This window comes from Pseudomonas sp. C2B4, from assembly GCF_013359695.1.
In the GTDB taxonomy this organism is placed as follows: Bacteria; Pseudomonadota; Gammaproteobacteria; order Pseudomonadales; family Pseudomonadaceae; genus Aquipseudomonas.
Window position 1 is genome coordinate 35662 of sequence record NZ_JABFMU010000030.1, and the last position, 23560, is coordinate 59221.

General features: G+C 60.1%; 25 protein-coding genes. 14 read left to right on the forward strand and 11 right to left on the reverse strand.

Translation table 11 applies throughout. The features are described 5' to 3' along the window. The first annotated feature begins 23 nt into the window (after positions 1 to 23). Positions 24 to 1253, forward strand: coding sequence for a hypothetical protein (locus tag HNQ83_RS18840; protein ID WP_175390323.1), 1230 nt, complete (start codon positions 24 to 26; stop codon positions 1251 to 1253). A gap of 108 nt (positions 1254 to 1361) precedes the next feature. On the opposite strand, the gene HNQ83_RS18845 is transcribed toward HNQ83_RS18840, so the two are convergent. Together HNQ83_RS18845 and HNQ83_RS18850 are read right to left on the reverse strand one after the other, a co-directional pair. Continuing rightward, positions 1362 to 1733, reverse strand: a complete 372-nt coding sequence (locus HNQ83_RS18845; protein WP_008034789.1) for a YajD family HNH nuclease — start codon at positions 1731 to 1733, stop codon at positions 1362 to 1364. Positions 1734 to 1783: 50 nt separating this feature from the next. After that, positions 1784 to 2470 carry a spermidine synthase gene (locus HNQ83_RS18850; protein ID WP_007898703.1) on the reverse strand — a complete coding sequence of 229 codons (687 nt, stop codon included), beginning with the start codon at positions 2468 to 2470 and terminating at the stop codon, positions 1784 to 1786. Positions 2471 to 2565: 95 nt separating this feature from the next. Here HNQ83_RS18850 and HNQ83_RS18855 point away from each other — a divergent pair, with 95 nt between their 5' ends. Continuing rightward, positions 2566 to 2856, forward strand: a complete 291-nt coding sequence (locus HNQ83_RS18855; RefSeq protein WP_175390324.1) for a hypothetical protein — start codon at positions 2566 to 2568, stop codon at positions 2854 to 2856. On the opposite strand, the gene HNQ83_RS18860 is transcribed toward HNQ83_RS18855, so the two are convergent. Both HNQ83_RS18860 and HNQ83_RS18865 read right to left on the reverse strand, forming a co-directional pair. Then, positions 2853 to 3326, reverse strand: coding sequence for a cyclic nucleotide-binding domain-containing protein (locus HNQ83_RS18860; protein ID WP_175390325.1), 474 nt, complete (start codon positions 3324 to 3326; stop codon positions 2853 to 2855). The genes HNQ83_RS18855 and HNQ83_RS18860 overlap by 4 nt on opposite strands. Before the next feature lie 204 nt (positions 3327 to 3530). Beyond that, a complete protein-coding gene (locus HNQ83_RS18865; protein WP_175390326.1) occupies positions 3531 to 5585 on the reverse strand; it encodes a S9 family peptidase in 2055 nt (684 codons plus the stop codon). 216 nt (positions 5586 to 5801) lie between these two features. On the opposite strand from HNQ83_RS18865, the gene HNQ83_RS18870 reads away from it, so the two are divergent. Genes HNQ83_RS18870 through HNQ83_RS18880 form a run of 3 tightly spaced genes read left to right on the forward strand, consistent with a single transcriptional unit; the run spans position 5802 to position 7664 of the window. Further along, entirely contained in the window at positions 5802 to 6299 is a 498-nt protein-coding gene (locus HNQ83_RS18870) for an MFS transporter (RefSeq protein WP_175390327.1), read from the forward strand. Positions 6300 to 6331: 32 nt separating this feature from the next. Beyond that, positions 6332 to 7105, forward strand: a complete 774-nt coding sequence (locus tag HNQ83_RS18875; RefSeq protein WP_175390328.1) for a class II glutamine amidotransferase — start codon at positions 6332 to 6334, stop codon at positions 7103 to 7105. Positions 7106 to 7121: 16 nt separating this feature from the next. Next, complete coding sequence (locus HNQ83_RS18880) at positions 7122 to 7664, forward strand: DUF2937 family protein (protein WP_175390329.1); 543 nt, start codon at positions 7122 to 7124, stop codon at positions 7662 to 7664. A 174-nt stretch (positions 7665 to 7838) separates the two neighbouring features. Here HNQ83_RS18880 and HNQ83_RS18885 read toward each other — a convergent pair whose 3' ends face one another. Beyond that, the gene (locus HNQ83_RS18885) at positions 7839 to 8753 is read right to left on the reverse strand and encodes a LysR family transcriptional regulator (RefSeq protein WP_175390330.1); all 915 of its coding nucleotides are present in this window, start codon (positions 8751 to 8753) and stop codon (positions 7839 to 7841) included. Between the two features lie 147 nt (positions 8754 to 8900). Here HNQ83_RS18885 and HNQ83_RS18890 point away from each other — a divergent pair, with 147 nt between their 5' ends. The 4 genes from HNQ83_RS18890 to HNQ83_RS18905 all read left to right on the forward strand — a co-directional run bounded on the left by HNQ83_RS18890 (position 8901) and on the right by HNQ83_RS18905 (position 12637). Then, positions 8901 to 10187, forward strand: a complete 1287-nt coding sequence (locus HNQ83_RS18890) for an MFS transporter (RefSeq protein ID WP_175390331.1) — start codon at positions 8901 to 8903, stop codon at positions 10185 to 10187. A 73-nt stretch (positions 10188 to 10260) separates the two neighbouring features. Continuing rightward, positions 10261 to 11013, forward strand: a complete 753-nt coding sequence (locus HNQ83_RS18895; protein WP_175390332.1) for a 5-oxoprolinase subunit PxpA — start codon at positions 10261 to 10263, stop codon at positions 11011 to 11013. Then, positions 11010 to 11714, forward strand: coding sequence for a 5-oxoprolinase subunit PxpB (gene pxpB, locus HNQ83_RS18900; protein ID WP_175390333.1), 705 nt, complete (start codon positions 11010 to 11012; stop codon positions 11712 to 11714). Before HNQ83_RS18895 ends, pxpB begins: the two co-directional genes overlap by 4 nt. After that, positions 11711 to 12637 carry a biotin-dependent carboxyltransferase family protein gene (locus HNQ83_RS18905; RefSeq protein ID WP_175390334.1) on the forward strand — a complete coding sequence of 309 codons (927 nt, stop codon included), beginning with the start codon at positions 11711 to 11713 and terminating at the stop codon, positions 12635 to 12637. Before pxpB ends, HNQ83_RS18905 begins: the two co-directional genes overlap by 4 nt. A gap of 106 nt (positions 12638 to 12743) precedes the next feature. Here the strand turns inward: HNQ83_RS18905 and HNQ83_RS18910 are convergent, their stop codons facing one another. After that, the gene (locus tag HNQ83_RS18910) at positions 12744 to 13922 is read right to left on the reverse strand and encodes a VWA domain-containing protein (RefSeq protein WP_175390335.1); all 1179 of its coding nucleotides are present in this window, start codon (positions 13920 to 13922) and stop codon (positions 12744 to 12746) included. A gap of 25 nt (positions 13923 to 13947) precedes the next feature. Further along, positions 13948 to 14793, reverse strand: a complete 846-nt coding sequence (locus HNQ83_RS18915) for a MoxR family ATPase (protein WP_175390336.1) — start codon at positions 14791 to 14793, stop codon at positions 13948 to 13950. Positions 14794 to 14997: 204 nt separating this feature from the next. Here HNQ83_RS18915 and HNQ83_RS18920 point away from each other — a divergent pair, with 204 nt between their 5' ends. Together HNQ83_RS18920 and HNQ83_RS18925 are read left to right on the forward strand one after the other, a co-directional pair. After that, positions 14998 to 15228, forward strand: coding sequence for a DUF4160 domain-containing protein (locus HNQ83_RS18920; protein ID WP_175390337.1), 231 nt, complete (start codon positions 14998 to 15000; stop codon positions 15226 to 15228). Beyond that, positions 15216 to 15716: a DUF2442 domain-containing protein gene (locus HNQ83_RS18925; RefSeq protein ID WP_175390338.1), complete on the forward strand. Its 501-nt coding sequence runs from the start codon at positions 15216 to 15218 to the stop codon at positions 15714 to 15716. The genes HNQ83_RS18920 and HNQ83_RS18925 overlap by 13 nt, the downstream gene beginning before the upstream one ends. Here the strand turns inward: HNQ83_RS18925 and HNQ83_RS18930 are convergent. Then, the gene (locus HNQ83_RS18930; protein ID WP_175390339.1) at positions 15713 to 16789 is read right to left on the reverse strand and encodes a DUF748 domain-containing protein; all 1077 of its coding nucleotides are present in this window, start codon (positions 16787 to 16789) and stop codon (positions 15713 to 15715) included. The two genes, HNQ83_RS18925 and HNQ83_RS18930, sit on opposite strands and share 4 nt — an antisense overlap. A gap of 128 nt (positions 16790 to 16917) precedes the next feature. Between HNQ83_RS18930 and cysK the strand changes: the two genes are divergently transcribed. From cysK to HNQ83_RS18945, 3 genes are all read left to right on the forward strand, one after another. After that, the gene (gene cysK, locus HNQ83_RS18935) at positions 16918 to 17892 is read left to right on the forward strand and encodes a cysteine synthase A (RefSeq protein WP_175390340.1); all 975 of its coding nucleotides are present in this window, start codon (positions 16918 to 16920) and stop codon (positions 17890 to 17892) included. Positions 17893 to 18146: 254 nt separating this feature from the next. Then, positions 18147 to 19085 carry an aspartyl/asparaginyl beta-hydroxylase domain-containing protein gene (locus tag HNQ83_RS18940; protein ID WP_175390341.1) on the forward strand — a complete coding sequence of 313 codons (939 nt, stop codon included), beginning with the start codon at positions 18147 to 18149 and terminating at the stop codon, positions 19083 to 19085. Between the two features lie 468 nt (positions 19086 to 19553). Then, positions 19554 to 20417, forward strand: coding sequence for a DMT family transporter (locus HNQ83_RS18945; RefSeq protein WP_175390342.1), 864 nt, complete (start codon positions 19554 to 19556; stop codon positions 20415 to 20417). 36 nt (positions 20418 to 20453) lie between these two features. On the opposite strand, the gene HNQ83_RS18950 is transcribed toward HNQ83_RS18945, so the two are convergent. The 3 genes from HNQ83_RS18950 to HNQ83_RS18960 form a co-directional block, all read right to left on the reverse strand. Further along, positions 20454 to 21395 carry a LysR family transcriptional regulator gene (locus HNQ83_RS18950; protein ID WP_175390343.1) on the reverse strand — a complete coding sequence of 314 codons (942 nt, stop codon included), beginning with the start codon at positions 21393 to 21395 and terminating at the stop codon, positions 20454 to 20456. Positions 21396 to 21464: 69 nt separating this feature from the next. Beyond that, positions 21465 to 22994 carry a tripartite tricarboxylate transporter permease gene (locus tag HNQ83_RS18955; RefSeq protein WP_175390344.1) on the reverse strand — a complete coding sequence of 510 codons (1530 nt, stop codon included), beginning with the start codon at positions 22992 to 22994 and terminating at the stop codon, positions 21465 to 21467. Next, positions 22991 to 23524, reverse strand: coding sequence for a tripartite tricarboxylate transporter TctB family protein (locus HNQ83_RS18960; RefSeq protein WP_175390345.1), 534 nt, complete (start codon positions 23522 to 23524; stop codon positions 22991 to 22993). The genes HNQ83_RS18955 and HNQ83_RS18960 overlap by 4 nt, the downstream gene beginning before the upstream one ends. Positions 23525 to 23560: the final 36 nt, after the last annotated feature.

Genomic DNA, 23560 nt, shown 5'->3' on the forward strand with positions numbered 1-23560 from the left:
TCTTGTTTCACCAAGGAGTGTGTATGGCTGGGGGATGGCAGCGGGCGTTGGTCGTTGGGCTACTGACCCTGAGTTCGCCTGTGTGGGCGGCGAAAAAAGTCGACCTGGATTACCACGTACGCCTGTTGCCGCAAAGCGACCAGGCTGAAGTGCGCCTCACGCTGGCGCAAGGCTCGGCGGTCCGCAGCCTGGACTTCAACCTGGGTGACGGCAGTCATTACAGCGATTTCAAGGCCGACGGCCAGTGGCAGCTGACACCGGGCGAGCAGGCCCGAGGGGTCTGGCGCCCAGCCAACGACAGGGCCAGCCTGACCTATCGCGTGCGCATCAGCCACAGCCGTAAAAGCGGCGGCTTCGACACGCGCATGACCCCGACCTGGGCGTTGCTGCGCGGTGACGATTTGGTGCCGCCGGCCAAACTTGATCAGCAGGATGGTATCGAGCTGGTCTCACGCCTCGAATTCGAGTTGCCCAGCGGCTGGAAAAGCGTCGAAACCGCCTGGCCGCGAGTCGGCAAGAACAAATTCCGCATCGACAACGTCTCCCGCTTGTTCGACCGGCCCACCGGCTGGATGCTCGCCGGCCACCTGGGCAGTCGTCGCACCCGCCTGGGAGAAACCGAAGTCACCGTGGCCTCGCCCCAGGGGCAGGGCATGCGGCGTATGGATGTGCTGACACTGCTGACCTTTGTCTGGCCGCAAGTGCAAGCCGTGTTTCCTCGTCATCCCACCAAGCTGTTGATTGTCGGCGCCAGCGATCCGATGTGGCGCGGCAGTCTTGCGGCGCACGAGTCCATTTACCTGAACAGCCGCTTGCCGCTGGTCAGCGAAAGCGGCACCAGTGCGCTGGTGCGCGAGTTGGCGCAACTGTTCGGGCGGATCAACGATCGGCAGCGCAGTGACTGGATCAGCGAAGGCTTTGCCGAGTATTACGCCATCGAACTGATACGCCGCGCCGGCGGCATGAGTGACGAGCGTTACCAGAGTTTGCAGGGGCGTTTGGCGAAGGATGGGCAGAAAGTCACGACCTTGCGCGGCGAGCAGGTCAGCCCGGCGCAGATTTCAAAAGCGGTGGTGTTGTTGCAGGAACTGGATCGCGAGATCCGACTGAAGACCCGTAACAAGCGTTCACTGGATGATGTGTTGCGCGGGGCGATGCGGTTGGGGAGCCTGGATACCAAGGATTTTGTGCAGCTCTCGGAAAGCGTTATTGGCGATTCTTCCAAGGTCCTTGATACCGAGTTGCTTCAGTAATACCGCCTTCGCGAGCAGGCTCGCTCCCACATGGGATATGTGGTGTACACAAAATCACTGTGGGAGCGAGCCTGCTCTCGAAGGGGCCGGCCCAGTCGCTGAAAGTCTTCAGTCGTCTTTCTTCATCAACCCGGCCAACGCCGCAAACGGGTTATGCGTCGCCTTGGCAATCTTCGGCGTGCTCAGCGAGCCTTCGCCGAAATACTGTTGGTCGGTGTAACGCGAATGTTCATTGTCGTGGCAATACAGGCACAACAGTTCCCAGTTCGAGCCGTCCTGCGGGTTGTTGTCGTGGTTGTGGTCGCGGTGGTGCACGGTCAATTCGCTCAGGCGCTTGCCGGAGAACTCACGGGCGCAGCGGCCGCAGACGTGCGGGTACATTTTCAGGGCCTTGTCGCGGTAGCCCATTTCCTTGTCGCGCTGGTTGTCGGCGAGGATGCGATCGAGCTTCGACGTGTTGGTTGGGGTGGACGAACTCATGGGTTCACCTTTGTAAAAAGACTAAATGACGGTTATGAGTGAAGTTTAGCCTAGCCCTTGAGCTTCTCGGCAATCCAGATGGTGTGGCGGGTGCCCTTGTTGCCGTGGGCGAAGACCTGCACTTCCTCAGCCTTGAACCCGGCTTTCTTCAGTTTGTCGGAAAACTGCCGGTCGGCGCTGGCCGACCAGACCGCCAGCACGCCTTTTGGCCGCAAGGCCTTGGCGCAGGCACTCAGGCCCCCGGCGGAATACAGCCAGCTGTTGGCTTTCTGGGTCAGGCCTTCGGGGCCATTATCGACATCGAGCATGATCGCATCGAAACCTTGCGGCTCGGCCTGCAGCACCTTGGCCACGTCTTCCATGCGAATGACGGTGCGCGGATCAAGTAGCGGGTTTCCGGCTTTCTCGCCCAATGGCCCGCGATTCCATTCCACCACGCCGGGCACCAGTTCAGCGACCACCACTTCAGCCGTCTTGCCCAAATGCTTGAGCGCCGAGGCGAGGGTAAAGCCCATGCCCAGGCCACCAATCAACACCCGGGAATTCGGGCGCCCGGCGACTTTGCGGCAGGGGATTTCCGCCAGGGCATCCTCGGAACCGTGCATGCGCGTGTTCATCAGTTGTCCGCCGTCACCACCCTGGATCTTGATGACGAAATCCTCGCCGTATTCGAACAGGCACAGGGCACCGCCGTTCTCGGGAATAGGGGTGGTGTCGAGCAGAACGAAACGTTTCATGGGGCTCACTTGAGGAGAAAATGGCAGCAGGGGGAAGGCAAACGGACGCAGTTGGGAGTAGCCTGCAAATGACAACAAGGCCAACGGAGCCATTGATGAAGCGCACCATTCTAACGGTCATTGCCCTGGCCGCGCTCTCGATTACTGCAGCGCAGGCCCAACCGTTGCAAACCACGCCCGTCAGTCCTGCACCGATGCCCGGTTCGCCTGGCACCGCAACGCCCACGCCGTATCCGCAGATCACCCCTGCGCCCCTGCCCAAAGTCGGCCCCGGCAGCGGTGGTCCGCCATTGGTGCCCATCGAGATGCCCAGCCCGCCGACCAAAGATCAGCCGGTGCCGGGGATCGAGCAGAATCCGCCGAAGGTCAAGTCGCCGGGGGGCTAGACCTGCTGCGAAAGCAGTTGCCCGTCGGCCATGCGCAAACGCTTGGAGAGGGACACGGCAAGGGCGCGGATGATCTTGGCGGCGATTTTCGGCGCATCGTTGAGCATCTTCTCCAGGGAATCCTTGCCCAGGTTGAGCAACTGGCAGTGGCTCGCCGCCACGCAGCTGGCTGAACGGCGTTCGCCATCGAGCACGGCCATTTCGCCGAACGAGCGGCCACTGCGCAACGTGGCAATGGTCACCTGCTGGCCGTCGCTGGTGGTCTTCTGCACGGCCACCTGGCCCGTATGGATGATGCACATGAAGCTGCCGGCATCGCCCTCGTGGAAAATCTCTTCGCCCTGGGCAATGGTGCTGATACTGAAATAACCGGAGGCCGCGGCGAAGTCCGCCGGCAGCAGCTGGTTGAACAGGCCGCAGTCCATCAGCCAGTCGCGGATTTCGTTGTTCAGATGAGTCGGTTCTGACATGTCGTGCAGTCTTTATTGTTGTGTCGGGTTTCCGGGGTTTGGATGCCCACAATCCCTTGTGGGAGCGAGCCTGCTCGCGATGGCGGTGTCACAGGCAACGATGATGTTGATTGTGCTGGCGTCATCGCGGGCAAGTCGAATCGTCGCACCGCCGCTCCCACAGGGAATGAGTGATCTTAAGACCGAGTCATCGGGCCAAGTTCCTCACGCAATGCCCAAAACCTTGAACAAAAATGCATATTCGAGTGCTACGTCACGCAATCCCTGGTATCGACCACTCATCCCGCCATGCCCGGCGCCCAGTTCGGTCTTGAGCAGCAGGGGGTTGGTGTCGGTTTTGGTCGCACGCAACTTGGCCACCCACTTGGCCGCTTCCCAGTACTGAACGCGACTGTCGTTGTAGCCGGCGATCACCAATGTGGCGGGATACGCTTGCGCAGTGACGTTTTCGTACGGGGCGTAGGCCTTGATCCGATCATGGACGTCCGGTTCTTCAGGGTTGCCCCACTCGTCGTACTCGGTGACGGTCAATGGCAGGTCCGGATCGAGCATGGTGTTGAGCACATCGACGAACGGCACTTCGGCAATCGCGGCGCCGAACAATTCCGGTCGTTGGTTGAGCACCGCCCCGATCAACAGGCCACCGGCACTGCCACCGCTGATCGCCAGTTGCGGCGCGGTGGTGAAGCCATTGGCGATCAGGTGTTCGGCGCAGGCGATGAAGTCGCTGAAGGTGTTGTGCTTGTGCTCCTGCTTGCCGGAGCGATACCAGGCTTCACCCAGCTCACCGCCGCCGCGCACGTGAGCGATGGCAAATGCCATGCCGCGATCGAGCAGGCTCAGGCGCGCGTGGGAGAACCACGGGTCGAGGCTTTCGCCATAGGCGCCGTAGCCATACAGATAAAGCGGCGTCGGCTTGCCGAGCGCTTCGCGCTTGACCACCAGGCTGATTGGCACTTTCGTACCGTCGGGCGCCGTGGCCCACAAACGCTGGCTGACGTAGGCATCGGCATCGAACGGGCCGAGCACCGGGGTTTCCTTGAGGACTTTCTGCTCACCGTTGACCAGTTCCAGCTGACGGATCTGCGCTGGGCGGTTCAGCGCTTCGTAGCGCAGGCGAATGCGCTCGCTGACGAATTCCAGGCTGTTCTGCACGTGCAGGCTATAGGCCGCATCCGGCAGTTGCACCCGGTAGCTCGGCAAGTCCTGTGGGTAGACTTCAATGATCGGCAAGCCACCTTCGCGCAGGCTCAGGGTCATGGCGCCAGCGTTCAGGCTCATGCCTTCGATCATCACGGTGTCGCTATGGGGGATCAGGTTTTGCCAGGCGGATTCGAGGGGGGCGACGCCGGTATCGACGGCGGTGTACAGGGCAAAGTTGATGCCGTCACGGTTGGTGCGAATGAACCAGGTCCATTGGCCGTCCAGGGCGCCGTGGTCGACATCGTATTCATGGTCTTCGACCCGTGGCGCGATGCAGGTAAAGGCTTGCTGCGGCTGGTTGGCATCCAGCACCCAGACTTCGCTGGTGGTCTTGCTGCCCAGAGACAGCAGCAACTGCTGCTCGGAACTTGCACGGTAGCAGTGCATGAAGAAGCGGCCATCCGACTCATGGAACACTTCTTCGGCCGCTGTGCCGTCCAGTCGATAGCGGAACAGCTTGTGCGGGCGATGGGTGTCGTCCAGCTCGCCGAAAAACAGGGTCAGGCTGTCGTTGGCCCAGGTCATGCTGCCGTCACAGTCCTGGAACTCCAGTTCACTGACGCGACCGTCGGACAATTCCTTCACGAACAGGGTGTAGATCTCATCGCCTGTGGAATCGATGCTGTAGGCCAGGCGCTGATGGTCCGGGCTGATGCTGAAGGCACCGAGGGAAAAGAAGCCGCCTTTGGCCAGCTCGTTCGGGTCCAGCAGCAGTTGTTCCTGGCTTTCATCGAGTTTCAGGCTGTCGTCAGCCGGACGCGGGCAGCGGTAGTGCCGGGCGTATTCGTCGCCCGCCGTGGTGCGCGTGTAATACAAGTACGGCCCCCAAGGCGAGGGCAGGGACAGGTCGGTTTCGAGAATCCGCCCCTTGATCTCCTCGAACAGGGTTTCACGCAGCCCGGCCTGGTCGGCGGTTTGGGCCTCCTGATAGGTGTTTTCAGCCTTCAGGTAGTCGAGCACCGCAGCGGTGTCGCGCTCCTGCAGCCAGGCATACGGGTCATCACCTTCGGCCTTGCGGGCGATCGGGGCGTCGGAAACGTTGGCGGATAGGGGCATGAAGGACTCTCGATCAATATACGAAATAGGGGTTTCGCAACCAGTGGGAGCGAGCCTGCTCGCGAAGAGGGTCGCACATCAAACATCTCTGTTGTTTGACACACCGCCTTCGCGAGCAGGCTCGCTCCCACAGGGGGGGATGCTCGACCGACTGGCATTGGGCAAGCCTGACATGCGAAAAGCCGTTATCATAAGCGCCTCTTTGCCTGCCTTGCCATGGACACCATGACCGAGAACGACTATCTGATCGCTTGGGGCCTCTACGCCTTTGCCGCTTTGGGCTGCCTGTTGGTGTGGATGCGCATCACCCGCTGGATGTGGCGCTGGCTGCGTGAACCGCTGCGAGTGCTGATGGCGGTGTTGCTGTTCAGCCCGACCATCATCGACCCGGTGAAGGAAAAGGTCGCCCCGGCCATCGCCATTACCGCCCTGGACCTGTTGTTCAAGGTCGGTAACAACGCATGGCGGGCCATTTCCGATCTGTTCATGTACGGCATGATCGCGTTCGGCATCTACCTGGTATTCGTCGCGATTCGCTTCCCCATCGAACGCGCCGCCAATGCGCGCAAGGAACAGGCTGCTGCTGCCAAGGCCGCGGCCCGTGCCGACGAAGCGGAAGAAGAGCATCCATTCGGCGGTGCCGGTGATGATCGCTACGGCCGACCGCCTGTGCCGAGCAATCCCCAGCGTATGCGGGTCGAACCCCGTTTGTAACTTTGCCCCTGGCTTGAAGCGAGAGTCCGAGCATGTGTGAGTTATTGGGCATGAGCGCCAATGTCCCGACCGATATTGTGTTCAGCTTCACCGGGCTGATGCAGCGCGGCGGGCGCACCGGTCCGCACCGTGACGGTTGGGGCATCGGCTTCTATGAAGGCCGGGGCTTGCGCCTGTTTCAGGACCCGGCGGCCAGCAGCGAGTCGGAAGTCGCGAACCTGGTGCAGCGCTACCCGATCAAGAGCGAAGTGGTGATCGGGCACATTCGCCAGGCCAATGTCGGCAAGGTCTGTTTGTCCAACACCCATCCGTTCGTGCGCGAGTTGTGGGGGCGCAACTGGTGTTTTGCCCATAACGGCCAGTTGGCGGATTTTCAGCCGGGCACCAGCTTCTACCGTCCCGTGGGCGACACCGATAGCGAAGCGGCGTTCTGCGATTTGCTCAACCGCGTGCGTGCGGCCTTCCCCGAGCCGGTGGAGGTCGAAGAGCTGCTGCCGGACCTGGTCGCCGCCTGCGCCGAGTACCGCAGCAAAGGCGTGTTCAACTGCCTGCTCAGCGACGGCGACTGGCTGTTCTGCTATTGCTCGACCAAATTGGCGCAGATCACCCGTCGTGCCCCGTTCGGCCCGGCGCGCCTGAAGGATGTCGACGTCATTGTCGATTTCCAGGCCGAAACCACGCCCAACGACGTGGTCACGGTGATCGCTACCGAACCCTTGACCGAAAACGAAACCTGGACCCGCTACGAACCGGGTCAATGGAGCCTGTGGCGACGCGGTGAATGCGTCAGCCAGGGCATGACCTAATAAGGATCTGCTCCCCATGTTGCTCAGTTATCTACGGCTGGTGTTGTTCGCGGCGGGATTGTTGATCGGAGTCCAGGTGCCGGGGTTCATCAATGATTACGCCAAGCGGGTCGAAGCGCATCTGGTTGAAGCGCAGGCCGGCTTGAGCGGATTTCAAGGCACGGCCAATCAATTCTTCAAGGGCGACATGCAGGCACTGGTGGCCCATTACCGTGCCAGCGAAGACCCGATCTTCCGCAGCGATGCCGAAAGCCTGAACAATCTGCTGACCCGCCAGCAGGCCCTGGACAAGCAGTTCCAGGCGATGCAGGGGCCGTGGTACATCCGCGTCCTGCAAGTGGTGCTGGCCGCTGATCAGGACATTCGCAAGGAAACCTGGAATGGCTACAGCTACCAGCTTCTGTTGACGCCGGAAGCGATGATCTGGGGCATGAGCGGAGCCTTGCTCTTGTCGTTCGGTATCGAGTGCCTGTTCCGCCTGATCGACTGGGTCGTACTGGGCGGCAAGCGCCTGCGCCAAAGCCGGCCGATTGAAGAGCGGGATTTGCGGGGGCTGTAAAGACTGACGCGGTTCTTGTGGCGAGGGGATTTATGTGGCGAGGGGATTTATCCCCGTTCGGCTGCGCAGCAGTCGTAAAACTGGCGAGCGCGATTTACCTGGGTTTCCGGGGTGGCTGGTTGTGGGGCCGCTGCGCAGCCCAACGGGGATAAATCCCCTCGCCACAAGGTGCGCTCAATCAGCCAGGATGATGTAATTCTCACCCACCCGACGCGCATAGCCCTCCAGCACCTGCTGACACAACGCCACAATCTCCTCGACCCATTCCACACCCACTCGCCACGACACCACTACCTGCAGGTTCGGCGGGCGTTGATCGATGGCCAGCAGGGTCAATTCCCCGCGCGCCAGCTCCTCGGCCACCAGCACGGGTGGCAGGGCACCAATACCGAAACCATCACGCAGCAACCGGGTAATCGCCGACACCGAATTCACGCAGTTCAGCCTTGGCGACACCACGCCGTTGGCCTGCATCAGGGCGAGCACTTCCTGATGCGGATGGGAGTTCTTCGAATAAGTAATGATCCGCTCATTCGCCAGATCGGCGACGCCTGAATACTCCCGGTTGTACAGCGAGTTGCTGGCAACGATCCAGCCCATGGGGTGGCTGGCCAGTTCCAGGCTGCGCACGCTTTCCTGGCGCAACAGGTCGGTTTGCAGAATCACATCGAGAAAGCCTTTTTGCAGCTGATCGCAGAGGTTGAGCGAGGTATCGGCGACCAATTCGATTTCCACCAGGGGGTAGTGATCGGTCATCTGCGCCACCAACGGGCTGAGCCAGGTATGGATCACGGTGTCCATCACGCCGATGCGCACGCGCCCGGCCTTGCTTGAGCGGGTCTCGATCGACTGTTTGAGCGCCTGCATGGTGTCCATCATCTGCTCGGCGTAATCGAGCACTTTCAAGCCTTCCGGCGTCAGGCTCACACCGCGCGAATCGCGCAGGAACAGCTTCACCCCGAGTTCTCCTTCGAGTACGGCGATGCGGCTGGAAATCGACGCCTGGGTGGTGAAGAGCTTGTCGGCGGTGAGGCGGAAACTCTTGAGTCGGGCGACCCAGACAAAGGTTTCGAGAAACTTCAGGTTCATGGGGATAAAGATTTCTTATGCCTAAGGCGGGTTTTTATTAGTTGGACGCGGCAGGGCAGTGCGCCCAAGAATCAGGCCATCCGGTTCCCACGATAGGCGTCGTCGGGGCTCAGAACAATACCAATAAAATCAGCGCGGAGATTTGCCATGAGTGCGCCCGACACCACCGCCATTCCGAAAGCCACGACTCGTCCCGGACCTTTCGACTGGTATCGCAACATCAATCAGCAGGAGCGCCGCACCTTCTGGAGCTGCAAGATCGGCTATGGCCTGGACGGCATGGACACCCAGATGCTCAGCTTCGTGGTGCCGACCCTGATTGCCATGTGGGGCATCACCACCGGCCAGGCCGGGCTGATTCACACCAGTACGCTGATCGCGTCGGCCATCGGTGGCTGGGTCGCGGGGATTCTCTCCGATCGCATCGGCCGCGTTCGCACGCTGCAACTGACGGTATTGTGGTTTGCCTTCTTTACCTTCCTCTGCGGTTTCGCCCAGAACTACGAGCAATTGCTGATCGCACGCACCTTGATGGGCTTCGGTTTCGGCGGTGAGTGGACGGCTGGCGCGGTGCTGATCGGCGAAGTGATTCGTGCCCAGGACCGCGGCAAGGCGGTCGGCATGGTGCAATCCGGTTGGGCATTGGGCTGGGGCCTGACGGCGATTCTCTATGCGCTGCTGTTTTCGATCATGCCGCCGGAAGACGCCTGGCGCGCACTGTTCATCCTCGGCCTGGTGCCAGCGGTGTTCGTGATCTTTGTCCGTCGCCTGGTCAAGGACCCGGAAATCTACCGCGAAGCCAAGGCCAAGGAAGCGCCGAGCAACCCCTCGAAGTTCTACGAGATTTTTGCTCCGGGCATGCTGTTCACCACGATCCGCGCTTCGTTGCTGACCACCGGCGCGCTGGGCGGCTACTACGCGATTACGTCCTGGCTGCCGACTTTTCTGAAGAACGAACGCGGCCTGAGCGTACTCGGCACCGGGGGTTATCTGGCGATGGTGATCGTCGGTTCCTACGTCGGCTACGTCATCAGCGCCTATTTGACTGACATCCTCGGGCGTAAAAAGAACTTCATCCTGTTCGCGGTCGGCTCGTTCACCATCGTCTTGCTGTACACGCAAATGCCGGTCAGTAACGGTGTGATGTTGTGGTTGGGCTTCCCGCTGGGCTTCTTCGCCTCGGGGATTTTCAGCGGCATGGGTGCATTCCTGACCGAGCTGTTTCCAACGCGGATTCGCGGCTCAGGCCAGGGTTTCTGCTACAACATCGGCCGGGCGCTGGCGGCGCTGTTCCCGCTGCTGATCGGCCTGCTCAGCCAGACCGTGCCGCTGAGCGTGGGTATCGGGGCCTTTGCGGCGGTGTCCTATGGCGTGGTGATCCTCGCTGCCCTGAGCCTGCCGGAAACCCGTGGCAAGCAACTCGACGCCCAGTAATGGATAATCTGCGGGCATGTCTTACAGATATGTCCCGCAGCTAAAAAGAATAAAGCCTACAGGAGTGTTCATCGTGAGCCGCCTGCTATTGAACTGCGACATCGGCGAGAGTTTCGGTAACTGGACCATGGGTCTGGACGCGGAAGTCATGCCCTTCATCGACTGCGCCAACATTGCTTGCGGTTTCCATGCCGGCGACCCGAGCATCATGCGCAAGACTGTCAGCCTCGCCCTCAGCCACGGCGTGCAGATCGGCGCGCATCCGGCCTATCAGGACCTGGTGGGGTTCGGCCGCCGCTCCATGGCCTACGCCACGCAGGAACTCCAGGACATTCTGCATTACCAGATCGGCGCCCTTGACGGCATCTGCCGGGCCCAGGGCGGCCGGGTCAGCTACGTCAAACCCCACGGTGCGATGTACAACGACATGATGGCCAACCCGGCGCAGTTGCGTGCGGTGCTGCAGGCCGTGGCCGCTTATGACCGCAGCTTGCCGCTGATGCTGATGGCCACCCGCGACAACAGTGCCGCGCAGCAACTGGGCGATGAGTACGGCGTGACCCTGTGGTTCGAGGCCTTCGCCGACCGCGCCTATGACAGCGCCGGTATGCTGGTCTCGCGAAGCCTGCCGGGGGCAGTGCATCATGACCCGGAAAAGATCATCGAGCAGGCGTTGATCATTGCCCGAGGCGACCACCTCACCGCCAGCGACGGCAGCGCGCTGCATTTGCAGGCCAACACCCTTTGCGTGCACGGCGACAACGCCAGTTCGGTCGCGGCTGTGCAGCGTATCCGCCAGGCCTTGAATGAGCAGGGCGCGTCATGAATTTGCGGGTGGAAGTGGTCGCGCTCGATTGCCTGATGGTGCGTCTGTTCGATGAAATCGCCGAAGCCAACATGCCGTGGATGCTGGCGGCCAGTGAAAGCCTGCGGACGGCGTTTGGTGAACACCTCATCGATCTGGTGCCGTCGTACACGACTCTGATGGTGCATTACGACCTGACCGCGTTGTGTCCGACCCAGGCTCGGGAATTGATCGCCGAAGCGTTCATCGACCTGTCGCCCAACGCGCGTACCCGTGGCACCTGCCATGTGTTGCCAGTGTGGTACGACTTGAGTGTCGGTCCGGAACTGAGCCTGTTGTCACAGCGCAGCGGATTGGCAGTAGAGGACGTCATCCGCCGTCACAGCGAGCGTGAGTATCAGGTGTTCGCCCTGGGCTTCGCACCGGGGTTCGCCTTCATGGGGCTGGTGGAAGAGGTGCTTGCTGCGCCGCGTCTGAGCACGCCACGCAAGAAAGTCGCCGCCGGCAGTGTCGGCATCGCCGAACGGCAGACGGCCGCGTACCCAGTGGTGTCGCCGGGCGGCTGGAATCTGATCGGCCGCACTCCGGCCAAGTTGTTCGACCGTAACCGCGACGGCTACAGCCTGATGCAACCGGGCGACACCGTGCGCTTTGAAGCGGTCGGGCACGCAGAATTCATCAACCTGGGCGGTGACGACACGCCACTGGAGGCCCAGGTATGAGCCGTTTGACGATTGAAGCGAGCACGCCGCTGTGCCTGTTGCAGGACGCTGGCCGTTTCGGCGTACGCCATCTGGGTGTGACCCAGGGTGGCGGGCTGGATTGGCGCTCGATGTCCTGGGCCAACTGGTTGCTGGGTAACGGGTTGGGCGTCCCGGTGATCGAAATCGCCCTCGGCGGGTTCACCGTCCTGGCAGAAGACGATTGCGTGTTGGCGCTGGCCGGGGCGGATTTGGGGGCTCAGGTGGATGGCGAACCGTTGGTGCCGTGGCGCAGTTTCAGGCTGCTCAAAGGCCAGCGTTTGCAATTCACGCAGCCATTGCTCGGTGCTCGCGCCTATCTGGCCGCGCCGGGTGGTTTCGATGCGCCGAAAGTCTTGGGCAGCAGTGCGACGGTGGTCCGTGAGGAACTCGGCGGTCTGGATGGCATGGGCCGGGCCCTGAGCAAAGGCGCGAGTTTGAGCTATTCGGGCAATTCGGTGATGTTGCTGCGGGAGTTGTCGGCAGAGCAGCGGCCGGACCTGAACCTTGATGCGCCTTTGGACGTGGTACTCGGGGCGCAGATCGGTGAATTCAGCGGGCAAAGCCTGTTCGATGCGTTCAACAGTGTTTGGAACCTCGACAGCCGTGCCGACCGGATGGGTATTCGCCTGTTGGGTACGGCGTTGCAGTATCAGGGTAAACCGATGATTTCCGAAGGCATCCCGCTGGGCGCGGTCCAGGTGCCACCGGACGGGCAGCCGATTGTATTACTCAATGATCGGCAGACCATTGGCGGTTATCCACGTTTGGGGGCGTTGACGCCGTTGGCGTTAGCTCGTCTGGCTCAGTGCCTGCCGGGGGCACAGGTGCGATTGCGGCCGGTGGTGCAGGAGGTGGCGCATTGCGAACACGTCGAGTATCTGCAGAGGTTTTTGAACCGTTAAAAAGCTTCGCGAGCAGGCTCGCTCCCACAGGGATCTCGTGTACAACAAGGATCCATTGTGGGAGCGAGCCTGCTCGCGAAGGCGGCATCACAGACAACAACCGTGCTTACTTGGAAAGAAACCGCATCCCTTCCTCAAGCCCCCGCAACGTCAGCGGATACATCTGGTCTTCGATCAAATCCCGCACGATATTGGTCGACGAGGTATAGCCCCAGGTGTCTTTCGGGTACGGGTTGATCCAGATGAGCTTCTTGTACTTCTCCTTGAAACGCTGCATCCAAACGTAACCGGCTTCTTCGTTCCAGTGTTCGACGCTGCCGCCGGCCTGGGTAATCTCATAGGGCGCCATGGCGGCGTCGCCGATGAAGATCACTTTGTAGTCGGCGCCATACTTGTGCAGCAGGTCCATGGTCGAGGTGCGCTCGGACGTGCGGCGCATGTTGTTTTTCCACACCGACTCATAAATGAAGTTGTGGAAGTAGAAGTACTCCAGATGCTTGAACTCGGTCTTGCAGGCCGAGAACAGCTCTTCGCAGATCTTCACGTGGGCGTCCATCGAACCGCCGATGTCGAACAGCAGCAACAGCTTGACCGTATTGCGTCGTTCCGGACGCATCTGGATATTCAGCAATCCGGCATCCTTGGCGGTGTGGTCGATGGTGCCATCGATGTCCAGCTCTTCCGCCGCACCCTGGCGGGCGAACTTGCGCAGACGACGCAGGGCGACCTTGATGTTGCGCGTGCCCAGTTCCACTGAGTCGTCGAGGTTCTTGTACTCGCGTTGATCCCAGACCTTGGCGGCTCTGCCCTGGCGCTTGCCGGCGTCGCCGACCCGAATGCCTTCCGGGTTGAAACCGCCGGAACCGAATGGGCTGGTACCACCGGTGCCGATCCACTTGTTGCCGCCGGCATGGCGTTCCTTCTGTTCTTCCAGGCGTTTCTTGAACTCTTCGATCAACTTGTCCAGGCCGCCGAGGGACTGGATCGCCGCCCGCTCTTCATCGGTCAGGGAGCGTTCGAACTCCTTGCGCAGCCAGTCCTCCGGAATCAGCGCCTGCAAGTGGTCGTCGAGTTTTTCCAGGCCGTTGAAGTAGGCGCCAAAAGCCCGGTCGAACTTGTCGAAATGTCGTTCGTCCTTCACCAGAATCGCCCGGGACAAGTAGTAGAACTCATCCATGTCGGCGAAGGTCACGCGCTGTTTCAGCGCATTGATCAGGTCCAGCAGCTCGCGCACCGAAACCGGTACCTTGGCTGCGCGCATTTCATTGAAGAGGTTGAGCAACATGGTGCTGAGCCCTGTTTAGTGGTGCTTATCGAGAGCCGCGACGGCTCATGAACGCCAGGCGCTCAAGCAATTGCACGTCCTGTTCGTTCTTCACCAAAGCGCCGGCCAGCGGCGGGATGGCCTTGGTCGGATCACGTTCACGCAGTACCGCTTCGCCAATGTTGTCCGCCATCAGCAGCTTGAGCCAGTCCACCAGTTCAGAGGTCGAGGGCTTCTTCTTCAGGCCCGGCACCTTGCGCACGTCGAAGAACACGTCCAGCGCTTCGCTGACCAGGTCTTTCTTGATGTCCGGGTAGTGAACGTCGACGATTTTCTGCAGCGTGACGCGGTCCGGGAAGGCGATGTAGTGGAAGAAGCAACGGCGCAGGAAGGCGTCCGGCAGCTCTTTTTCGTTGTTCGAGGTAATGATGATGATCGGGCGTTTCTTGGCCTTGATGGTCTCGTCGATCTCGTAAACGTAGAACTCCATCTTGTCGAGTTCTTGCAGCAGGTCGTTGGGAAACTCGATGTCGGCCTTGTCGATTTCGTCGATCAGCAGGATCACCCGTTCGTCGGACTCGAACGCTTCCCAGAGCTTGCCCTTTTTCAGATAGTTGCGAACGTCGTGGACTTTTTCGTTGCCCAGTTGCGAATCACGCAGACGGCTGACCGCGTCGTACTCGTAGAGGCCTTGATGGGCCTTGGTGGTGGACTTGATGTGCCAGGTAATCAGCTTGGCGCCAAAGGATTCGGCCAGTTGCTCGGCGAGCATGGTCTTGCCGGTGCCCGGCTCGCCCTTGACCAGCAATGGTCGCTCCAGGGTGATGGCGGCGTTGACCGCCAGCTTCAGGTCATCGGTGGCGACGTAGGCCTGGGTGCCTTCGAACTTCATCTGCTAATCCTCGAACGATAATGCCGACCTGAACGAGGCAGGGCGGGGCGCAATAAATAGTCAGGCCTGACTATAACGCGGTGTCCGGTCGACTGTGAACGCAGACGGCTTATTCAGTCTCTGAATGGAGCGTCACATCTTGACTCAGTCTCGGCGGCGGGCCAGCATTGAGCTATCGCCATTTTGGCGATAGCTTGCGAAAACATGTCTACTAAATACCGATTTCGAGATACATACCGCATTCAGTTGCGTGAAAAGGACCATCCGCCGCCCCACGTCCACCTGACCGGTGGCGGGCTGGATGTCATGCTGAGCCTGGAAACCGTTGAGGTGATGATGGGCAAGGCACCGCCGCTGATTATCAAGGAGGCGCTGGAATGGGTCAGGGCCCATCAGGCGCAATTGCTGGAGGATTGGAAACGATGCTACCCATGAAACGACCGAGGCTGTCGGCGGTGCGGGCGCTGAATGATTACCGCCTGGCGCTGACCTTTATCGACGGTCAACAAATGACCCTTGATTTGAGCCGTGACCTGGAGGCTTTTCCGGGGTTGCAACCATTGCTGGGGAGCGCTTTCGAAGGGGCCACACTGGGAGATGATGGTTGGTGTGTCGAATGGCCCGAACTGGATATCCAGATCGGCGCTGACACCCTGTATCTGGATGCGCTCGCGCAAAACGCATCCGACGAAAACACCCGGATTTTCATCGACTGGCGCGCTCGCACCGGATTACCGCTCAATCAGGCCGCTGAAGCATTGGGGGTCAGTACCCGTAGCATCAGCCGATACAGCAGCGGTCGGGAAGCGGTACCGCGTTCATTGGCCCTGGCATGTCTGGGCTGGGACTACTTGCAACAGCAATCCAGACTGCCACGGGCCGCTGAAGAGACGGGCCGTTATACCGTTACGCGCAAACGTTAACCGGCATCCGGTTTCGGTCGTTCATAACGCGCGTTGAAGGCCTCGATGAATCCATTGCGCAAAATCTGCAAAAACGCCTGGAACGCGCTGATATCTCGCCGGTGGACGTTGCCTCTGAGTTCGACACGGGTGGCAAACTGGTTCTTGCCCTGGTTTTTCAGTACGGTTTCGGAGCCGCCGACGATGGCTTCCCAGATGGAGCGGAATATCCCCTTGTCCTTGTTTTCCACGTCCTGCTGCCAATTGAACACGTCGACATCCCTCAACAGCGGTTTGATGTAGCCAGTCAATTTGGCTTTTTGGGCCTTCGCCTCGATCACCACATCGCCGTGGCCGGCATTGAAGTCGAACTTGCCATAGGCCGAGGCGAAGTCGTTCATGCGCTTGAGTTCGATGTCCCGGGCTCGCAGGCGAAATTCGAAGTCCTCGAAGTTGCTTAGCGGGTCGAACGTCGCATTGGTTTCCAGCGGCGCATGGCCCAATAGCAGGGCCTTGCCTTCGAAACGGGCGTCTCGCTTGCCTTTGGTGTCGACCACATTGGTCAGGTTGTAGATGCTGGCATCAACCTTGGTGACGTTCATGTTTACCGGTGGCTTGGAATTGAAGTTGCGAAAGCTGATTTTGCCGTCATCGATCCGCACTTCGTTCAAGGTGATGGGCAGCAGTTTTCCCAATTGCGCACGCCAGTCGGTACCTTCACCTGTCTGGGAGTTTTGTTTATTGGCGCCGCCGTCGACGAAATTCACTTCGGGATTGATGAACTGCACTTCGGCCACCACCGCATGGTCGTGCCAGAGGGAGTGCCAACTGACCGAAAGGTCGATCAATGGCGCGTTGACGAACGGCACGGGGACCTTGCCGTCGACCTTGACGATTTTAAGGCCGTTGATTTTGTAGGCTCCGCGCCACAGGGCCAGGTCCACGTCCGCAATCTGACCGCGGTAATCCCCCATGTTCGCCAGTTTGTCATTGAGGTAATCGCGCACCAGCCAGGGCAGCGCGAAGTGCAGGGTAATCAGCAACACAACGAGGCCGGCGAACGTCCATAAAGGCCAGCGGTATCGACGTTTCATGGTGGCAAATCTCTGGCGATCTAAAGCCATTGACTGCGCTGACAACTGGACGTTCGACCTGACTGGACGCCCAAGGGCAACAGGCATACCTTGATGCGCTTAATAAATGCTGTATCAAGGACCCAGCCATGAGTCGTATTTTCGCAGACAACGCCCATTCCATCGGCAACACGCCGCTGGTGCAGATCAACCGTATCGCCCCGCGCGGTGTGACCATTCTGGCCAAGATCGAAGGGCGCAACCCGGGTTATTCGGTGAAATGCCGGATTGGCGCAAACATGATCTGGGACGCCGAAAGCACCGGCAAACTCAAGCCTGGCATGACCATTGTCGAACCGACCTCCGGCAATACCGGCATTGGCCTGGCCTTCGTCGCCGCCGCGCGGGGCTATAAATTGATGCTGACCATGCCGTCGTCCATGAGCATCGAACGACGCAAGGTGCTCAAGGCACTGGGCGCCGAGCTGGTGCTGACCGAGCCGGCCAAGGGCATGAAGGGCGCCATCGAGAAGGCCGCTGAAATCGTTGCCAGCGATCCGTCCAAATACTTCATGCCGGCGCAGTTCGATAATCCGGCCAACCCTGCCATCCACGAAAAGACCACCGGACCCGAGATCTGGAACGACACCGATGGTGCCGTTGATGTCCTGGTGTCAGGCGTCGGAACGGGTGGAACCATCACCGGCGTTTCGAGGTATATCAAGAATACGCAAGGTAAACCGATCATCTCGGTGGCAGTGGAACCCGCCGTATCGCCGGTGATTACACAGGCGTTGGCCGGTGAAGAGATCAAGCCGAGCCCGCACAAGATCCAGGGTATCGGTGCCGGTTTTGTGCCAAGGAACCTGGACCTGTCGATCGTCGACCGGGTGGAATTGGTCAGCGACGAAGAATCCAAGGCCATGGCCCTGCGTCTGATGCAGGAAGAAGGGATTCTGTGCGGTATCTCCTGCGGCGCAGCGATGGCTGTGGCGGTCCGATTGGCCGAGACCCCGGAAATGCAGGGCAAGACAATCGTGGTGATCCTGCCGGATTCCGGGGAGCGTTACCTGTCGAGCATGCTGTTCAGCGATCTGTTTACCGAGCAGGAAAACCAGCAGTAAGGGGAGGGTTACCAAATCAGGCGTATCGCGGGCAGGCCGCGTCCGCGATACGCCGAACATCAGTCTGAACCGGGATAGGTGACCCGGATCAGCGGGCGTTCAGCTGGACCCTGGTAAAAGGGTTTTATTACACAATCCTCAAGAGTGAATGTTGGAACAGGCGGGTTTTTCCCGAAGTGGGTAGTGTTTATCATGCCGGCTGCAACGTCGGGTAAATGGCGTTGTGTAAAGTGTCCATTATCAGGGAGTTGTTGATGACCTTTTCCTTTGCCGCAAAGGCGTCGCTGTTGCTGCTGTTTCTCGGCAGTACGCTCTATGTGCATTTACGCGGCAAGGCGCGGTTGCCGGTTCTGCGCCAGTTCGTCAACCATTCGGCACTGTTCGCCCCCTATAACGCGTTGATGTACCTCTTCTCCGGCGTACCTTCCAAACCTTATCTGGACCGCAGCAAGTTCCCTGAGCTGGATGTGCTCAAGGATAATTGGGAAGTCATTCGCGACGAAGCGATGCACCTGTTCGACGAAGGCTATATTCGCGCCGCCGAAAAGAACAACGACGCCGGTTTCGGCTCGTTCTTCAAGAAAGGCTGGAAGCGTTTTTACCTCAAGTGGTATGACAAACCACTGCCTTCAGCGAATCTGCTGTGCCCCAAAACCGTGTCCCTGGTCAGCGGTATTCCCAACGTCAAGGGGGCCATGTTTGCGCTCTTGCCAGGCGGCAGTCACCTCAACCCGCACCGCGATCCGTTTGCCGGTTCCCTGCGTTATCACCTGGGCCTGTCGACACCCAACTCCGATGATTGCCGCATCTTTGTCGACGGTCAGGAGTACGCCTGGCGCGACGGCGAAGACGTGATGTTCGATGAGACCTATGTGCACTGGGTCAAGAACGAAACCGACAAGACTCGGGTCATCCTGTTCTGCGATATCGAGCGACCGCTGAGCAACCGCTTGATGACTCGCATCAACCGTTCGATCAGTGCTTTTTTAGGCCGCGCCACCGCGCCGCAAAACCTCGATGACGAACGTGTTGGCGGCATCAATCAGGCTTACGCCTGGAGCAAGAACTCCAGCGACCGGATCAGTGGCGTGGTCAAGCAGTGGAAGCGTCGCAACCCCAAGGGCTACCGAGTACTGCGCCCGGTGTTGGCGGTAGTCGTGTTGACGTTATTGGGATATTGGTTGTTTGGTTAATGCCCCTGTAGGAGCGAGCCTGCTCGCGATGGGCATAAACGATAACGCGTGCATTCTGGATGAGCGCGGTGCCCTTGAGACTATCGCGAGCAGGCTCGCTCCTGCAGGAGACCGTTCACTTATTGCAATCCATGTCGAGCGCTGGTTATAGTCGGCGCACAGTGAATTCCCTGATTCACTATCAAACCCTCTACAAAAGATCAGCCCATGCCTGCATCCCTCATCAACGCGGTAGTCGATTCAGCGGTCAACGCTGGCGTCGTGCCGTGCGGGAATCAGCAGCCTGTGCAGATCAGTCATTACCCTCCACCTGTCAGTAGCACGCCGGTGTACGCAGTCGTATCACCGCCGGGCGTTGGTGTTTGGGGCTGATCAGCGTTTCTCTGCTGACCCCTGCACCCGCCTGAAAAAACTACTGAATTTCAGCTTCGGCTGAGTTGGCTCTTTGCCTGACTACAGGTGGTATCCATGTTTGTCCTTTCTCAGAAGTCCGCGCTCGCGGCGGCCTCCACGAGCCTGTTCGTCCTGCTGTGGAGCAGCGGGGCGATCTTCTCCAAATGGGGGCTGGCCCACGCCGCACCCTTTGCCTTTCTGCTGGTGCGCTTTGTCATCGCCTTGTGCGGTTTGTTGTTGCTGGTGCCGTTGCTCAAGCTGAAGTTGCCCAAAGGTGGACAACCGATGCTGTACGCGATGGCCACGGGGGTGGTGTTGCTGGGGGCTTATCAGATTTTCTATCTGCTGGCCCTGGACCTGAAAGTCACTCCGGGGGTCATGGCGACGATCATGGGCGTGCAACCGATTCTCACGGTGGTGATCATGGAACGTCAGCGTTCGGCCAGCCGGATGTTCGGCCTGGCGCTGGGCTTGGCCGGATTGATCATGGTGGTTTATCAGGGCATCGGTCTGGCCGGCATGTCGCTGGCCGGGATGCTCTTTGGTTTGCTGGCGCTGGCGAGCATGACGTTCGGTTCGATCATGCAGAAGCGCATCACCGATAATCCCCTCGGCACGCTGCCGGTGCAGTACCTGGCCGGGTTGTTGCTCTGTGGGATCTTCGTGCCGTTCCAGCCGTTTCACTTCGAGCACAACAGCGGTTTTATCGTGCCGGTGTTGTGGATGGGGCTGGTGGTATCGGTGCTGGCGACCTTGCTGCTGTACCGCTTGATCGCCCGGGGCAATCTGGTGAATGTCACCAGTCTGTTCTACCTGGTGCCGGCGGTGACGGCGGTGATGGATTACCTGTTTTTCGGTAACCGGTTGGCGACATTGAGCATGCTGGGCATGCTGTTGATCATCGTTGGCCTGGTGTTTGTGTTCCGTAAAACGGCGTAAACCTGTGAAGGTCCGGAGCATCGCTCCGGGCCTTTTTCATTTGGTCAGCGCATGTTCGGCGCGCACCGAATTCATGAACGCCTGCATCGCCGACGATTGAATGCGATGACGACGCGTGATCAAACCATAGGGCGGCAGTCGCGCTTCGAATTTGATCGGCAACACGGCCAGCAAATCACGACCTGGATAATCCTCGACCACCGACACCGGCGTCACGCCGAGCATGTCGGTCTGCTGGATCAGCGAAAGCAAGGTCATGATCGAGGTGGTTTCGACGATGCTGCTCGGGATATCGACCCGGGCATTGTGGAACACCTGATTGATGATCGCGCGCATCGGGCTCGGATGCTGTTGCAGCACCCAGGTCTGGTTCTGCAACTCGGCCCAGCTCAGTTGGGTCTCCTTAGCCAACGGATTTTGTGCACCGCAAATCACGCACAAGGCTTCTTCACCCAGGCTGTCGAAGAGCAATTCTTCGGCCCGCGCCCCCACCGGGATTCGCCCGAGCACCACGTCCAGTTGATCCTGCAACAGTGCCTGCACCAGCACGTCGCTGGTGTCGACCTGAATGCTCATGGACAACCGTGGATGGCTCTGTTTCAAGGTGGCGATGGTGCGGGTCAACAGCCCCGACGCGAGTGCCGGAATGGCACCGACGGCGACGCGGCCAAGATTGCCGGACTCCAGCGCCACCAGTTCCTCGCGCATGCCGCTGAGTTCGGCGAACACCATGCGTGCGTAGTAGATGACGGTTTCCCCGAACGGGGTCGAGCGCATGCCCCGGGGCAGGCGTTCGAAGAGTTCGACACCGAGCAGATCCTCGGCCTCGTGCAGCATCTTGGTGGCTGCCGGCTGGGTCATGCCGATGTGGTCGGCGGCGCGGCGCAATGAACCGAATTCCTGCAACGCCAGCATCAGGCGCAGTTGGCGCAGACGCAGTCGGCTGTGGATCACATTGGCTACAGGAATTCGGGTCATGGGCCGCGCTCGCAGAAAAGACTGCGGCAAGCCTGACAACAAATGTCAGGCGTTGCCAGCATTGCTGTGTCACAGCACCGATTTTGGCTTGGCGACTGGGGATTTGCGCAGGCCCATCAGTGATTGCAGCGCTTTGGAAATCAACGGCCAGAACAGCATCAGCAGCGCCGCCGTGGTCAGACTGCCCACCAACGGGTTGGACCAGAAAATCCCGATATGCCCGTCGGAAAACAGCATCGACTGGCGGAACGCATCCTCGGCCTTGTCGCCCAGCACCGCCGCCAGTACCAGCGGAGCGATGGGGTAACCGAGCTTCTTGAACAGATAACCCAGCGCACCGAAGCCCAGCATCAGCACCACGTCGAAGAACGAGTTGTGCACCGAGTACGCACCGATGGCGCAGACCATGATGATGATTGGCGCAATGATCGAGAACGGAATGCGCAGGATCGAGGCGAACAGCGGCACGGTGGCCAGCACCACGATCAGACTCACCACGTTACCCAGGTACATGCTCGCAATCAGGCCCCAGACAAAATCATGCTGCTCGACGAACAGCGTCGGGCCAGGGTGCAAACCCCAGATCATCAGGCCACCGAGCATCACCGCCGCCGTGGCCGAACCCGGAATACCCAAGGTCAGCATCGGCAACAGGGCACTGGTGCCGGCGGCGTGGTCGGCGGTTTCCGGGGCGATCACCCCTTCGACTTCGCCCTTGCCGAAGTTGTCGCGGTTCTTCGAGAAACGCCGGGCCAGGCTGTAGCTCATGAACGATGCCGCTGTCGGCCCGCCGGGGGTAATGCCCATCCAGCAACCGACCAGCGTGCTGCGCACGATTGTCCACCAGTAGCGCGGCAGTTTGGCCCAGGTCCGCAGGATCACCATCGGCGTGATGCGCGCATGTTCGCCACGGAACACCAGGCCTTCCTCCACCGTGCAGAGGATTTCGCCAATGCCGAACAGACCGATTACCGCCACTTCGAAGCTGATGCCGGTCATCAGGATTGGCTGGTCGAAGGTCAGGCGCAGGTTGCCGGAGACGGTGTCCATGCCGACCGCCGCCATGGCGAAGCCAATCATCATCGCCACCACGGTTTTCAGCGGTGGATTCTTGCTCATGCCGATGAAGGTGCAGAACGCCAACAGGTACACTGCGAAGAACTCCGGCGAGCTGAACGACATGGCGAACTCGGCGATGCGAGTCGACAGGAAGGTCAGCAGCAATACCCCGCACAAGGCGCCGATCAGCGCCGAGCTGAACGCGGCGGTCAGGGCCTCGGCGGCGCGACCTTCGCGGGCCATTGGGTAGCCGTCGAACGTGGTCGCCACCGATGAGGGCTCACCGGGGATGTTGAACAGGATCGAGGTGATCGAACCGCCAAACAACGCCCCCCAATACATGCACGACAGCAGGATGATCGCCGACACTGGCGACATGGTGAACGTCAGCGGCAGCAGCAACGCCACGCCGTTAGGGGCGCCAAGGCCGGGCAATACGCCGACCAGAATGCCCAGCAGCACGCCGACCACCATCAGGCCGATATGGCCCGGCGTCAGGATCAGGTTCATGCCTTGCAGCAGGGAATCGAATTCGCTCATTTGAAATGTCTCCCGGCCAGGGCAATCCAGTCGCCCATCGGACCGGCATCCAGCGGGACCTTGAACCACAGCGCGAAAATCAGGTAACTGGCGAGCACCGCGCCCAAAGACACCGTGGCAATCATCCATTTTCCATAGGGTTTGGCGCGTACCGTGTCACGCCACATGAACCAGGCGATGAACACCGCCGAGGCGAGGTAAATGCCGGTGAAGGGCATCGCAGCGACGAACAGCGCAATGGGGACGAACACCGACATCACTTGCCTGAACGCCCCACGACTGACAAAGGCCACGCTCAGGGCTTGCCAGCGCACCAGGGTCAGCACGCCGTTGGCCACGCTCGCGGCACTCAACAGCAAGCCGATGTAGAAGGGGAAGTAACCCGGCTCGGGGCCGGCGTCGCCCCAGCCGATACCTTGTTCGACGCTGCCGAACATCACCACCACGCCGATCAGGGTGGTGAACAGCGCCAGGCCGAGTTCGACCCAACGGGTGCCGACCAGCGCCGGTGAATCCGAAGAATGGGACATGAAAACACCTCCAGCAGGTGACGGCCGCCCGTCAGC